Origin of the sequence: uncultured Desulfovibrio sp. (genome assembly GCF_944324935.1) — a bacterium.
Taxonomy (GTDB): domain Bacteria; phylum Desulfobacterota; class Desulfovibrionia; order Desulfovibrionales; family Desulfovibrionaceae; genus Desulfovibrio.
Genome location: NZ_CALUYG010000031.1, coordinates 18035 through 30573, shown reverse-complemented (window position 1 = coordinate 30573; position 12539 = coordinate 18035). Strand labels below are relative to the sequence as shown.

The 12539-nt window shown below is 61.3% G+C and carries 11 protein-coding genes; 4 read left to right on the top strand and 7 right to left on the bottom strand.

Annotated elements, in window-relative coordinates:
• Positions 1–118: 118 nt before the first annotated feature.
• From Q0J54_RS08415 to Q0J54_RS08405, 3 genes are all read right to left on the bottom strand, one after another.
• Positions 119–1345 carry a glycosyltransferase family 2 protein gene (locus Q0J54_RS08415; RefSeq protein ID WP_296305025.1) on the bottom strand — a complete coding sequence of 409 codons (1227 nt, stop codon included), beginning with the start codon at positions 1343–1345 and terminating at the stop codon, positions 119–121.
• Positions 1342–2967: a cobyrinate a,c-diamide synthase gene (locus Q0J54_RS08410; protein ID WP_296305024.1), complete on the bottom strand. Its 1626-nt coding sequence runs from the start codon at positions 2965–2967 to the stop codon at positions 1342–1344. Before Q0J54_RS08410 ends, Q0J54_RS08415 begins: the two co-directional genes overlap by 4 nt.
• A gap of 216 nt (positions 2968–3183) precedes the next feature.
• Positions 3184–4464: an IMP cyclohydrolase gene (locus Q0J54_RS08405; protein WP_296305023.1), complete on the bottom strand. Its 1281-nt coding sequence runs from the start codon at positions 4462–4464 to the stop codon at positions 3184–3186.
• 167 nt (positions 4465–4631) lie between these two features.
• Here Q0J54_RS08405 and Q0J54_RS08400 point away from each other — a divergent pair, with 167 nt between their 5' ends.
• The 3 genes from Q0J54_RS08400 (at position 4632) to Q0J54_RS08390 (ending at position 7348) form a co-directional block, all read left to right on the top strand.
• Positions 4632–5015, top strand: coding sequence for a hypothetical protein (locus Q0J54_RS08400; RefSeq protein WP_296305022.1), 384 nt, complete (start codon positions 4632–4634; stop codon positions 5013–5015).
• A gap of 91 nt (positions 5016–5106) precedes the next feature.
• Complete coding sequence (locus tag Q0J54_RS08395; RefSeq protein ID WP_296305021.1) at positions 5107–6384, top strand: adenylosuccinate synthase; 1278 nt, start codon at positions 5107–5109, stop codon at positions 6382–6384.
• A gap of 67 nt (positions 6385–6451) precedes the next feature.
• Positions 6452–7348, top strand: a complete 897-nt coding sequence (locus Q0J54_RS08390; RefSeq protein ID WP_296305020.1) for a DNA polymerase III subunit delta' — start codon at positions 6452–6454, stop codon at positions 7346–7348.
• A 101-nt stretch (positions 7349–7449) separates the two neighbouring features.
• Here the strand turns inward: Q0J54_RS08390 and Q0J54_RS08385 are convergent, their stop codons facing one another.
• A complete protein-coding gene (locus Q0J54_RS08385; RefSeq protein WP_296305019.1) occupies positions 7450–7929 on the bottom strand; it encodes a hypothetical protein in 480 nt (159 codons plus the stop codon).
• Positions 7930–8112: 183 nt separating this feature from the next.
• Between Q0J54_RS08385 and asnS the strand changes: the two genes are divergently transcribed.
• Entirely contained in the window at positions 8113–9474 is a 1362-nt protein-coding gene (asnS, locus tag Q0J54_RS08380; protein ID WP_296305018.1) for an asparagine--tRNA ligase, read from the top strand.
• A 329-nt stretch (positions 9475–9803) separates the two neighbouring features.
• Here the strand turns inward: asnS and Q0J54_RS08375 are convergent, their stop codons facing one another.
• The 3 genes from Q0J54_RS08375 to Q0J54_RS08365 all read right to left on the bottom strand — a co-directional run bounded on the left by Q0J54_RS08375 (position 9804) and on the right by Q0J54_RS08365 (position 12522).
• Positions 9804–10361, bottom strand: coding sequence for a DNA N-6-adenine-methyltransferase (locus tag Q0J54_RS08375; RefSeq protein WP_296305017.1), 558 nt, complete (start codon positions 10359–10361; stop codon positions 9804–9806).
• Positions 10361–11455, bottom strand: a complete 1095-nt coding sequence (locus tag Q0J54_RS08370) for a hypothetical protein (protein WP_296305016.1) — start codon at positions 11453–11455, stop codon at positions 10361–10363. The genes Q0J54_RS08375 and Q0J54_RS08370 overlap by 1 nt, the downstream gene beginning before the upstream one ends.
• 116 nt (positions 11456–11571) lie before the next feature.
• On the bottom strand, positions 11572–12522 hold the full coding sequence (locus tag Q0J54_RS08365; protein ID WP_296305015.1) for a carbohydrate kinase family protein: 951 nt from the start codon (positions 12520–12522) through the stop codon (positions 11572–11574).
• Positions 12523–12539 lie beyond the last annotated feature (17 nt).

Sequence of the window (12539 nt, the reverse complement as noted above, 5' to 3'; positions counted from 1 at the left end):
GACAGCAGAGCGCGACCGAAAGGCGGCCGCAGGCCGTGCCTGTTAGGCGACGGAGGAGCCTTACAGGCATCGACAGCGGAGCGAGGGCTTCCCCTTCCCCCAACGGGCAGCTTCCACACTATCCGGTCAGCGTCTGTCCGGCTTCGGCAGGGTTTTCCTTCAGCCAGCGTTCATAAATGGTAACCAGCGGAGCCTGACGGCGGCGGCGCGCCTCCCGCCAGTAGCGCTGGATGAGCGCCCGTTTCCGGGCCGGGTCATCGCCGCCGGCCTCTCGCGCCACGCTGTCCGCCAGTTCCTTCTGGCCGCAGCGCAGGGCGAGACGGTGCAGCGGCCGCCAGATGTCCGGCACGGGGAAGAAGCGGGCGGCGCGCTGCAAAACGTCCAGCGCCTGAGCGTCCTCCGCCTGCTCTTCGAGAAGGGCGGAAAGCCGCAGCCAGCCGCCCGGCCAGAGCGGCTCCTCCCGCAGGCGGCGGGCGCAGTCCTGCGCGGTCATGGTGGCGGCGTCGGTCTCCAGCGCCCGTACCCGTGCGGGGGGCAGGGTGACGTATGTCCTGCCCGTGGGCCCCAGGCGTACTTCATAGCCGTCCACCGCCGCTTGCAGATGCAGGTCGGGCACAATTTTCCCTCCCCAGCGGGAGGAGAAGAGGGCGGCGTTCTCCCTGTCGCGGTCGAAGCGGCCCGGCGTCCGGCTGGTGTGGTGATACAGCAGGCTTTGGCCCGCGATCCGCAGCTTGCCCCCGCCACTGTGCAGGCTCAGGCAGAGGTCCAGATCCTCATAACCGTTGTTGTAGCCTTTATGGAAGCCGCCGGCCTCCTGAAAGCGTACGCGTGGCAGCAGGAGTGCCGCACCGGTGAGAGCCTGGAGGGGGTGGACGCGCCTCAAGGCGGGATGATCGCCCGGAAAACCTTCATACAGATGGCAGAGCGTGTAGAGCGGGCTGAAGCTTACGCCGCAATGCTGGCAGGTCCCGTCGGGATAGAGCAGCAGCGGTCCCACCGCCACGACATGCGGCAGGGACAGGGCCTCGCGCAGCGGCGGCAGCCAGCCGGGCGTGAAGGTGATGTCGTTGTTGACGAAAAAGAGCGCCTCGCCGGTGGCGGCACGGGCCCCGGCATTGCAGCCCCGGGCAAAGCCCTGGTTCTCCGGCAGGCGAACGGCCCGGAAGCGCGCGCCGAAAAGTTGTTCGCCCAGCGGCCCCAGCGCCTCGCGAGTTTCGTCCGTGGATCCGTTGTCCACCACGATGATTTCCAGATCCTCGCCCTGACTGTGCTCGGCCAGCGAGAGCAGACAGGCACGCGTGGTCTCCCAGAGGTTCCAGGCCGGGATGATGCAGGAGATGGTCATGCGTGTTCCCTTTCCCGACGGTACGCTGCCGCCAGCGCCGTAAAGCGCGGGGCCCACATCGGGACGGCCGGGGCGAAGATGTGGAGATAGGAGGCCCAGACGCGACCCCGCACCAGTCCGTCGCGTCCCTGTCCCATGCCCGTGCCTTTTTCCAGCGTCAGGGCCGAAGAGGGGGACGGGGCGGCGTCATCGCCGACGCAGCGGGAATAGTGGAATTCATGGCCGCGCAGGCGGCTCCCCAGCGGGAAATAGGGATTTTCCGCCGTAACGTGGGCCTCCACATAGCCAAGCCCCTGCGGTCGCGGGCAGAACTGGGCGCGGACCGGGAAAACGCCGCTCATGGGATAGCGGACGCCGTCCCGCTCGATGGCCTCGGCCAGCACCATGAAGCCGCCGCATTCGGCATAGACGGGCAGTCCCTGTGCCGCCAGTTCCGGCAGACGCCGTACAGCGGGCGAATCCGTGAGCTGCCCGGCAAAGTCCTCGGGGAAGCCGCCGCCCAGATAGAGGCCGTCCAGTTCGGGCCAGTCCGCAGCCGCCAGCAGACTCACGGGGAAGAGCTCCGCGCCCGCCCGGCGCAGGGCTTCCAGATTTTCCGGGTAGTAGAACCAGAAGGCGGCGTCGTGGACGTAGCCGATGCGGGGATGTGGGCGGCCTTCGGCCGGAGCAGATGTCCGTAAGGTGCGTGTCCGCCCGGCGGAAAATGTTTCACGGGAAGCAAAATGATCTCCCTCACTGGAAGGGATCTCTTCCGTCGCCGGAGCGGCATACATGGCCTCCGCCGCACAGGAGCTGCCGGGCGGCAAGGGGATCTCCAGCGCGGGCGCGCGGCGGGCGGCGGCCAGTACGGCCTCCACATCCACATGCTCGCGCACGAGCTGCGCCAGCCTGTCCAGCAGGGCCTCCGTCTCCTGCGGAAAGGCGTCGCCGCCCAGGGTGGCAAGGCCCATGTGGCGTTCGGGCAGCGGATTGTGTCGCTGGCGGGGCAGACAGCCCAGCACGGGGATGTCCGTATACGTCTCGATGGTCCGGCGGAGGATGTCCTCGTGCCGGGGGGAGGCCGTCTGGCCCAGGATGACGCCCGCCAGATCCAGACCGGGTTCGAAATGGGCCAGTCCTGCCACCACGGCTGCGGCGGTGCGCGTCATCTTGGTACAGTTGAGACTAAGCAGGACAGGGCAGGCGAGGGTACGGGCCAGCTCCGCCGTGGAACAGATCCCCTGTACGTCCATGCCGTCGAACAGGCCCCGGTTGCCTTCCAGCAGGGCCATGTCTGCGGGAGGCTGCGCGGCGGGGACGGCCTCTCCGGCCGGGGAGCCGTGGCCCGTGCGCTCGGCAAAGAGCAGGCGCAGCGTGTCGGCTGACAGGAAGAAGGGATCGAGGTTGCAGGCCGGCAGGCCGGCTGCCTGGGTGAGCCAGGCGGCGTCGATATAGTCAGGGCCTTTCTTGAAAGGCTGGACTCGCAGGCCGGCCTTGCGCCAGCAGCGGGCAAGCCCCAGCGTGAGCAGCGTCTTGCCGCCCCCGCCGGAAACGGCGGAGATGCAGAGGCGGGGCGTGGGCACGGACAATACCGTCGCGTCGGGCGTGCCGGAAGGGGCTGGGGGTGGGGTGGGCTGCTTCACGGAAGGCTCCTTTGCCGTTCATGGAGAGGGGGATGGCCGCCAGTCGTCCGTTTGCGAGCGGCCGGCACGCGGACTTTTTCCGTGATATGCGGCGTGTTGCATCAAAACGGACCGTTCGGAGCCTGCCGCCGGCAAAAACGTGCCGGGGGAAGGATGGGAGTCTGAGGGGAAGGGAAAGCCTTCCCCTCAAAGCAAAAGCGAGAGCGGCAACAGGCCCTAATGCCGGAAGGAACGCTGCCCCGTGAAGACCATAGCCACCTGAGGATCAGCCTCATTGCAGGCCATGATGACTTCCGTGTCCCGCAGGGAGCCGCCGGGCTGGGCGATGGCCGTAATGCCGTGCTGCATGGCCGCATCCACGCCGTCCCGGAAGGGGAAGAAGCCGTCGGAGACCAGCACCGAGCCGGGCAGGCCGCCGCGCGCCTCCTTCGTGCGGCGCTGGATGTCCTCCAGGGCCTCGCGCAGGGCGTCGTCCGTGGCGGCCTTCTGCTGGAGTTCGTAGAGGGAAAGCCCCTGTTCACGGAAGGCCAGCACGTCGGCATACTTGGTATAGGCCTTGTGGGCGGCCAGCTCCACGCAGCCCACGCGATCCTGTTCGCCGGTGCCGATGGCCACCGTGGCCCCGTTGCGGGCATAGATGACCGAATTGGACGTGACGCCCGCTTCCACGGCCCAGGCAAAGCGCAGATCGGCCATCTCCGCCGGGCTGGGCGTGCGGGCCGTGACGCTGAGGCCGTTCTTGTCCGTGGCCTGAGCCGGGAGGAAGTCCGCATCCCGCAAAATGCGGTTGACGAAGGATTTCTGCACGACGATGCCGCCGTCTGCCAGGCTCTTGATGTCGAGAAAGGCCGACTGCGTCAGTTCCTCGAGGCGGGCCAGTCCGGGCAGTTCCATGATGCGGAGGTTCTTGCGGGATTTGAGGATGTCCACCACGCCTTCCTCGAAGGCCGGGGCCGCCACCACTTCAAAATAGTTGGCCGCCACCATTTCCGCCGCTTCGCGGGTGAAGGGCCGGTTGACGACGACGGCCCCGCCGAAGGCCGCGATGCGGTCGCACCAGAAGGCGCGCTCCAGCGCGGTGGCGACGCCCTCCTCAGCCCAGGCCGCGCCGCAGGGGTTGTTGTGCTTGAGGATGACGGCCGCGGGGCGTTCCGAAAGGTACTGGAGGATATTGGCGCCGTTGTCCACGTCCGTGAGATTTGTCTTGCCGGGGTGTTTGCCCGCCTGGATCATCTGCGCTTCGGTCAGGGCGGAGACGATGCCCTGGCCCGGTCCGCGCCAGCGCAGACCGCCGCAGGTGATGCCGCCGTCCACCAGTTCGTAGAGGGCCGCGGGCTGATCGGGGTTCTCCCCGTAGCGCAGGCCCTTTTCCTCGCCGTCCAGCGTCCAGGTACGTTTTTTGTAAACGAGCTTTTCCTCTCCGAGCAGAATGGTCATGGAATCGGGGAAGGCATCCTTCTGGACGTCCCGGTACATGGCCTTGAGATCTCGCGTCATGCTTCCTCCAGCAGAAAAACGATGGCAGTGCGGCGCGGGCGGCACGGCGTCCCCGCTCCGCGTGAGGTCGAACCATAGCAGAAAGCCCCCCAGCTTGCCAGTCCGCCCCGGAGGGTCCATTTGACGCCGGCTTCGCAAGACCGTACAAGAAGGCGCTGGAGGATGTTATGGAGAAGTTGCTTGCCCGCCTTGCCCGACAGCTCGACGCCATCGACGAGGCATCCCTCACGGCGCTCTGGAGCAAATACGCCACCCTTGCCAGCCGGTTCGAGCCGACCCGGCGCTGGGAGGAGGCCGTGCTCATCTTTGCGCTCATTGAAGCCAAGCGCATGAAGAACCAGCTCTTCAATTACTACTGGGCGCAGCAGGTGCGTTCCGAAGGCAGCGACAACAAGCCCGCCCCGGAAAAGCTCGGCCCGCTCTTCAAGCTGGAAGCGCCCGGCCGCAAGGCTCCCGAGTCCGCGCCCGGCGATGTCCCGCCAAAACGCCCCTGCCGCGTGCTGGCCTTCTCCCTGCCGGACGGGGGGAAGACGCCCGAAGAGAAGCGATGATTTGACTTGACGGGCCGGAAGCGCTAAGAAAAACTCCCTGTGTGCCGTGCGCACCGTCAGACAGCATGAGTATGGGGAGGACGGACAGAATATGGCCAATATCGTCATCATCGGCGCCCAGTGGGGCGACGAGGGCAAGGGCAAGATCGTCGATATGCTCAGCGCGGAAAGCGGCCTCATCGTGCGCTTTCAGGGCGGCAACAATGCCGGTCATACCATCAAGGTGGACGGCAGAGAGACCATCTTGCACCTGATCCCTTCCGGCATCCTGCACGAGGGCAAGGCCTGCCTCATCGGCAACGGCGTGGTGCTCGATCCCGAGGTCTTCCTCAAGGAAGTGGACGCGCTGGCGGCCCAGGGGGTGGACGTGAGCCCCGCCCGGCTCGGCATCAGCCCCAAGGCCCACCTCATCCTCCCCTACCACAAGGTGATCGACCAGGCGCGCGAAGCCAAGCGCGCCGGCAAGAAGATCGGCACCACCGGACGCGGCATCGGCCCCTGTTATGAAGACAAGGTGGCGCGTATCGGCGTGCGGGCCGGGGATCTGGCACAGCCCGACCTGCTGCGGGAAAAGGTGCGCTTCGCTCTGCTGGAAAAGAATGTGCTCCTGAAGGAACTCTACAAATTTGATCCTGTGGACGAAAACAGCGTCCTTGAGCCCCTGCTGGCGCAGGCGGCCCGCCTGACGCCCTATCTCACCGACGTTTCGGCCGCCATCGCCGAGGCCCAGGCCAGGGGGCAGGTGGTGCTTTTCGAGGGCGCGCAGGGCATCCATCTGGATATCGACCACGGCACATATCCCTTTGTCACCTCCTCCAACACGGTCGCCAGTTCCGCGGCCGCGGGCAGCGGCGTCGGCCCGCATGCGCTGGATCGCATTGTGGGCATCGTCAAGGCGTACAGCACCCGCGTGGGCTCCGGCCCCTTTCCCACGGAGCTGGAAGACGATACCGGCAGCTACCTGCGGGCCCAGGGGCATGAATTCGGCGCCACCACGGGCCGTCCGCGGCGCTGCGGCTGGCTTGACGCCGTGGTGCTGCGCGAGACGGTGCGCCTCAACAGCATGACCGAGATCGCCCTGACCAAGCTGGACGTGCTCCAGGGGCTGCCTGCCCTGCGGATCTGCGTGGCCTATGAGCTGGACGGCAAGCGGCTTGACTACATGCCGCAGGGCGAGGGCGAGCTGGCCCGTGTGCGGCCTGTCTATGAGGAGATGCCGGGCTTTGAGCAGGACATCAGCGGTTGCACGGAGTTTGCGCAGTTGCCGGAAAGCGTGCGCCGCTATGTGGAGCGCATCGAGGAGCTGACGGGCGTGCGGGTCGGCTTCGTGTCCGTGGGGCCGGATCGTCACGCGACCATCATCCGTTAATTCTGTATTTGTCATGTCGGCCCGGCAGGATAGCTGCCGGGCCTTTCCTTTTTTGGCGGGATCGCCCATGAGCATATCGACCCTCTTCCCCGAGCTTGCCGGAGCGGAACTGTCACGCCTGCGGGAACGCCTGCAAGGTCTGGGCGAGCGCCCTCCTCAGGTGCTGTTGCTGGAAGGCGGCACCGAGGCGCGGCGTCTGGCGCTGGCGCACTGGTGGGCCTGCCGCCTGAAGTGTCCCGAGGCGTCCGCCCCCTGCTGCGCCTGTACGGTCTGCCGCCAGGTCGCCTCCGGCGAGCATCTGGACGTGCTGGCCTTTGATGGCCGCATCAGCAACAAGGACGATGAGGAGAACCCCGGCCTTGTCCGGGCCTTCAACATGGAGCGCGTGCGCGAGCTCAAAAGCCTTTTGCGGGATGCCCCGCACGGGCCGGGCTGCCGCGTCGTGCTGTTGTCCGGCCTGACCCTCGCCAGGGACGAGGCGGCCAACGCCCTGCTGAAAAGTCTGGAAGAGCCCCTGCCCTCCACCCGCTTCGTCCTGCTCTGCGCCCAGCGGGAACAGCTCCTGCCCACACTGGTGTCCCGTTCCCTTTGCCTTACCCTGCCCTGGCCGGACTGCGCGGCCCGCGATCCTGAATCCCGGCCCTGGGAGGAGGCCCTCGGCGAATTCCTTCGCAGCGGGCGCGGCCTGTTCGAGCGCACGAGCGCCCGTAATGCGCTGGATGCCGCCCTTGCCGGGCGCATCCTCCTTGCCTGCCAGAAGTCGCTCGGCCGCGTGCTGGCCGGGCGGGAAGATGTGGACGAGCCGCTGGACATGGCGCTGGCGGCGCTCGATGTCCCCTCCCGGGCCCTGTGCGGGCGCTGGCTGGCCGAGGCGCAGGAGGCGCTGACCTTCGCCGTGGGCCCGGCCCGCATTCTGGAGGCCCTTGCGGCCCGCCTCTTCGTCTTGCGGCACGGCGGCATCTGAGCTGCCGCCATCAGTCGTCCGCCGCCGCTGGCCGGAAAAAGAAAAAGAGGGCTCCCTGGAAGGAACCCCCTTTGTCATGGGCGGATCGTGTGGTCGTCCGGTTATTTCCAGAGGTTGCCGTACTTGACGGCGATGCCGTCCGAGCGTTCCACGAGCTTGGCCACCAGCGCGTCGATGTCCTCGCTGCTGATGGTCCCCAGTTCGCGGGCCAGCAAGAAGCCCAGATAGCCTTCGCCCTGCTTGAACACCCAGCAGACCGAATACACGGAACCCACATTGGGGCGGCTGGGGAATTCCGGCTGGGTGGTGACCAGCAGCTGGAGTTTGGGCTCGTCCTTTTCGTTGAGGGCGAACAGGTTGCTCTGGTTGAAGGCTTCCTTGAGGCCGGTGACCAGTCGGGCGCCGATGCTGTCCGTCCCTTCGGCGATGACGGTGACGGCCGTGACGCGGGCGTCCGTCTTGACCGGTTTGTCGGGCTGGGGCTTGCCGGCCTGGTCGGGCTGGGCCGCAAGGGCCGTGGTGGTGAGGGAGCCGCCGCAGAGCAGGCACAGCAGGGCAAGGGCGGTACAGAGTTTTTTCATGGCATTCTCCTTCCGGTGGGCAGCTATCCTGCCCGGCAGCGTGTAATATGGACAAATGGTAGATAAAGTCTTGAAAAATGCCAAGCCCCGCCCCGTACGGCGCGGTTGAGCTGCCCGCCCTTTCGGGCTAAGCTGGGCGGCGCAACGGCTCTTTTTCATCCACCCCTTACAAGGCAGAGGATCATGGAACGTACACTCGTCGTCGATGCGCTGGCCGCCACGATGCCGCAGCGCGAGATAACCATTTGCGGCTGGATACGTACCCGGCGTGATGCCAAGGACTTCAGCTTCGTGGAAGTCAACGACGGCTCATGCCTGACCAACATCCAATGCATCGTGGATGCGGGGACCGCGGCGCAGGCCGGGCTTGGCGACGCCTCCACCGGCGCGGCGCTCTCCGTCAGCGGCGAACTCGTGCCCTCCCCCGGCAAGGGCCAGCAGTGGGAGATACGGGCCGCGACGGTACGGGTGTTCGGCGGAGCGGACCCGGAGACCTTCCCCCTCCAGAAAAAGCGGCACTCGGACGAGTTCCTGCGTACCATCGCCCATTTGCGCGCCCGTACCAACAAGTACGGGGCCGCCTTCCGCATCCGTTCCGAAGCGGCGCGGGCCGTGCATGACTTTTTCCATGAGCGGCATTTCGTCTGGGTGCATACGCCCATCCTCACGGGGTCCGACTGCGAGGGGGCGGGGGAGATGTTCCGCGTCACCACGCTCGACGGCCCGGCCAGCCCGTCGGAGGATTTTTTCGGCCGCAACTGTCATCTGACCGTTTCCGGCCAGCTGGAAGCCGAGGCGCTGGCTATGGGCCTCGGGCGCGTCTACACCTTCGGCCCCACCTTCCGGGCGGAGAACTCCAACACGCCGCGCCATGCCGCCGAATTCTGGATGATCGAGCCGGAAATGGCCTTTGCCGGACTGGAAGACATCATGGAGCTGGGCGAAGGGTTGACGCGCCATGTGGTGGACCATTGCCTGCGGCATTGCGAGAACGATCTCAAGCTGTTTGACGCTTTCGTGGACAAGGGCCTGCTGGATCGTCTGCGGGGCATGTTGCGTCAGCCCTTCGCGCGCTGCTCCTATGCCGAGGCCATCAATATTTTGCAGGACAGCGGCCGGGAGTTCACCTATCCCGTGGCCTTCGGCGTGGATCTGCAAACCGAGCACGAACGCTATCTGGCCGAGGAGCATTACCAGCGGCCGGTCATCGTTTACAATTATCCCCGGGAGATCAAGGCATTCTACATGCGCGCCAATGATGACGGCGAGACCGTGGCGGCCATGGATGTGCTTGTGCCGCGTATCGGGGAGCTCATCGGCGGCTCGCAGCGCGAGGAGCGTCTGGACCGTCTGGAAGCCCGCATCGCCGAGCTGGGGCAGTATCCCGAGGACTACTGGTGGTATCTTGATCTGCGGCGCTTCGGTTCCGCGCCGCACGCGGGCTTCGGACTCGGTTTCGAGCGTCTGCTGATGATGCTGACCGGCATCACCAACATCCGGGACGTGATCCCCTTCCCGCGCACGCCGGGCAGTCTGGAATTTTAGGTTTGTCGTGTTCTCACAGATGGCCACACTTTTTCAAGTTCGATGGGGAAAGAGACTCAAATAAATGAGCAAGAAAAGGGGGGAATATCCATGAGGACAGCAGCTTTATTTTTAAAATTGAGAGGCGGCGTTCTGGCAATAGAGGGGTGATAGCTGTTGGTATGACGTGGATATGGTGGCATATACTTATCTACCTTTAACGAACTATCCAGGCAGAATTGAAAGCGCGGACATTCGCGAAAGCGGATGTCCGCGTTCATGTTCAGTGCTGAATTACTCGCTCATGGCCATATCTTTTTAAAGACGGGACTGATAAATTATACAATATTCTATCCAAATAGCTTCCCTTTTGCGGAGGAAATGTCTAATGCAGCGCCATATTTTGAAAATATGTGTATAAATTTTTTTATGTTTATCCCCCAATAAACCATTGCACATGACATTGGTGCACCTTTATCATCGGACATTCCATCAATATAGAATTTTAATCTTGTATCATATAAGAAACAGATGCATGAAGCTTTTCCAAATATATAATCCTTCCAGTGGCGTGTATTTGTCGCTACAGGAACTAGTGCTAATACTTCTGAGTTGTAAATTCTGTTTGCTTCTTCGCACTTATAAATCCAATGTTTAATTGTCGTTTTTCGAATAGTGTCTGCCCCATAAGGTGGATTAACAAATATATTCTTGTAATTCCATGACTCATGTAAGCCATCCCTCTCTGGGAGGGCATACCGTATACGCGAATTTACTAGTGAATATTCATTAGAACAAGGATCTAAATCAATTATTCCCGAGAAGAATAGTTCAATAGCTTCTATATACTTTGGTGGAGTGCACCAATGCTTAGAACGCTGCTTCGAGTTAGTTCTACCAGCAGTCATCACAGTCCCCGAATTTTCCGCAATTGCTCTTTTAAAGATTCAATGCTGCCATGCTCTGGTGAAAGTATATTAAACCAATTTTCAATTTTTTCTATGTTTTCAGAGAAATATTTACTGATTTCCTTATCAGAATTCAAATCTATATTTGATTTTGTAAATATGTTTGTGTTTTTCTTTCCTGTCTTTTCATTTATGCTGTAGGAGTATATAAAGGCTTTTTTACAGACATCTATGTTAAATATATCTTGTATAAAGGTTGTCAGGCCATTGTCTGTCAAAAATAGGAGCCAATCATAAGAATGTGCGAGAACTTTTAGCTCTTTATTTTGATTTCCAGAAGTAAACCAATTGCCATGATTGCTTACAATTCCAACCGTCATACAAAAATCTTCAACAGGGTGAATTTCTTTGTTGATGATATCGCTAAATATTTTATAGTATTCATCAATTAGATATTCGCCGTTAACTTCTATGATTCCAAGATTATTATCTTTTCGGCGAATTCTTTGCAAAGAGGATACAGTTCTTGCAACATATGCTCCTTGCTTAGCCTTCTCAATTGTTTGAGGCCCCTTGCTATCCCCTTCCATGCCAACACGTTTACATTCAAACATTGCGTGAGCTTTTTTTTCCAGTAGGGAGTATCGTATTTTAGTATTCTCTGAGTCTATATATGCTGTTAGTATTGAGTCTTTGTTCTCACCAATGATTGTACCATTTTTTATGATGGTAAAGTTATCTTTTATGTCTACCAAGTTCTTTTGGTGTGAGGCGATTATATCTATAAAATTTTTATTTTTTAGTATTTTTCTTGTTGATATTTTTGAAGAAAGATCAATACTTTCATTCGATGTTTGCTTTATATTATGTAGGGTAAATTCAACATTATGAGTTAAATCATTATTGCCATATTCAGGCAAACGTGTTTCGATTGACAGCTCTTGCTGAAATCCCCATGTTTTTAATAGATAATATGTTATTATTTCAACAAAAGTTCCCAGTGCCCTCCCCGCAGCTTTTTTAGAGTCTTTAGTTCGATTGAAAAAATTGTCAGCTAAAAATTTTTGGACTTCATTAATTGAGTTATATGTCATAAAAACTCCTTATAGTAACTCTTTTGCACGCGCATGTGTGACTCCTTGGCATGGCTGAAGCGCGCGGGGCAGGGCGTTTCCTCCCCCGCGCGGCGGTGTGCGTTGATGTGCGGGGCTCAGGCAAGCGCCGCGGGCAGCGGGCCGAAGGCTTCTTCATAGCGGCGGCGGAACTGGTCGTAGCTGAAGTGGTGGGCCTGCGTGCCGAGCTGCTCGATGGCGTAGCAGGCGCTCACCGCGCCGACCTTGGCCGCCTCGGGCATGGAGAGCCCGCGGGAAAGACCCTTGAGCAGGCCGGAGCGATGGCTGTCGCCCGCGCCGGTGGGGTCCTTCACGTCCTGGCAGGCAATGGCCGGGATGTGCATGTCCACGCCCTGCGCGTTGCGGATGCGCTGGCCCTTGGCTCCGAGGGTGGTCACCAGCCAGCCGGTGAGCTGGAGGAGCTCCTCCTCGCTCTTGCCCGTGGTCTTGCAGACCATGCCGATCTCGTAATCGTTGGTGACGCAGGCATACGAGCCGGTGATGGCGTCCAGCAGATCAGCGGCGCTGAGGACGGGGAGCTGCTGGCCGGGGTCATAGATGTAGCGGACGCCCTTTTCCCGGAAGAAGCGCGGCAGGCGGCGCATATCCTCCAGATTGCCGGGTGAGACGATGGCCCAGTCACTGGCCGGGTCGAGGTGGGGAAAGTCGTAGCTGGCGGGCAGGCTCATGGCTCCGGGATAGAAGCCGGTGATCTGGTTGTTGTTGCGGTCGGTGGTGATGTAGCAGAGCGCGGTGAAGACGTCCGCATCCCGGCGGATGCCCTCGGTGGAGAGCCCCATTTCTTCCAGGGCGGCGGCATAGCCCGCGAAATCCCGTCCGGCCGAGGCGACGATGAGCGGCTTTTCGCTCAGCAGGGCCAGCGTGTAGGCGATGTTGCCCGCGCAGCCTCCGCGCAGTTCGTTCATGTTGTCCACCATGAAGCTCACGCTGAGCGTATGCAGCTTGTCCATGAGCACATGATCCTGGAAATTGCCGTCAAAGGTCATAATGCGGTCAAAGGCCAGAGAACCGGAAACATAGATGGCCATGCGTATTCCTTGTGGTG

What these genes read in the sequence shown, in the direction of transcription:
- Q0J54_RS08415 (WP_296305025.1), bottom strand. Translation starts at nt 1,345, where the DNA reads ATGACCATCTCCTGCATCATCCCGGCCTGGAACCTCTGGGAGACCACG.
- Q0J54_RS08405 (WP_296305023.1), bottom strand. Translation starts at nt 4,464, where the DNA reads ATGACGCGAGATCTCAAGGCCATGTACCGGGACGTCCAGAAGGATGCC.
- Q0J54_RS08400 (WP_296305022.1), top strand. Translation starts at nt 4,632, where the DNA reads ATGGAGAAGTTGCTTGCCCGCCTTGCCCGACAGCTCGACGCCATCGAC.
- Q0J54_RS08395 (WP_296305021.1), top strand. Translation starts at nt 5,107, where the DNA reads ATGGCCAATATCGTCATCATCGGCGCCCAGTGGGGCGACGAGGGCAAG.
- Q0J54_RS08390 (WP_296305020.1), top strand. Translation starts at nt 6,452, where the DNA reads ATGAGCATATCGACCCTCTTCCCCGAGCTTGCCGGAGCGGAACTGTCA.
- Q0J54_RS08385 (WP_296305019.1), bottom strand. Translation starts at nt 7,929, where the DNA reads ATGAAAAAACTCTGTACCGCCCTTGCCCTGCTGTGCCTGCTCTGCGGC.
- asnS (WP_296305018.1), top strand. Translation starts at nt 8,113, where the DNA reads ATGGAACGTACACTCGTCGTCGATGCGCTGGCCGCCACGATGCCGCAG.
- Q0J54_RS08375 (WP_296305017.1), bottom strand. Translation starts at nt 10,361, where the DNA reads ATGACTGCTGGTAGAACTAACTCGAAGCAGCGTTCTAAGCATTGGTGC.
- Q0J54_RS08370 (WP_296305016.1), bottom strand. Translation starts at nt 11,455, where the DNA reads ATGACATATAACTCAATTAATGAAGTCCAAAAATTTTTAGCTGACAAT.
- Q0J54_RS08365 (WP_296305015.1), bottom strand. Translation starts at nt 12,522, where the DNA reads ATGGCCATCTATGTTTCCGGTTCTCTGGCCTTTGACCGCATTATGACC.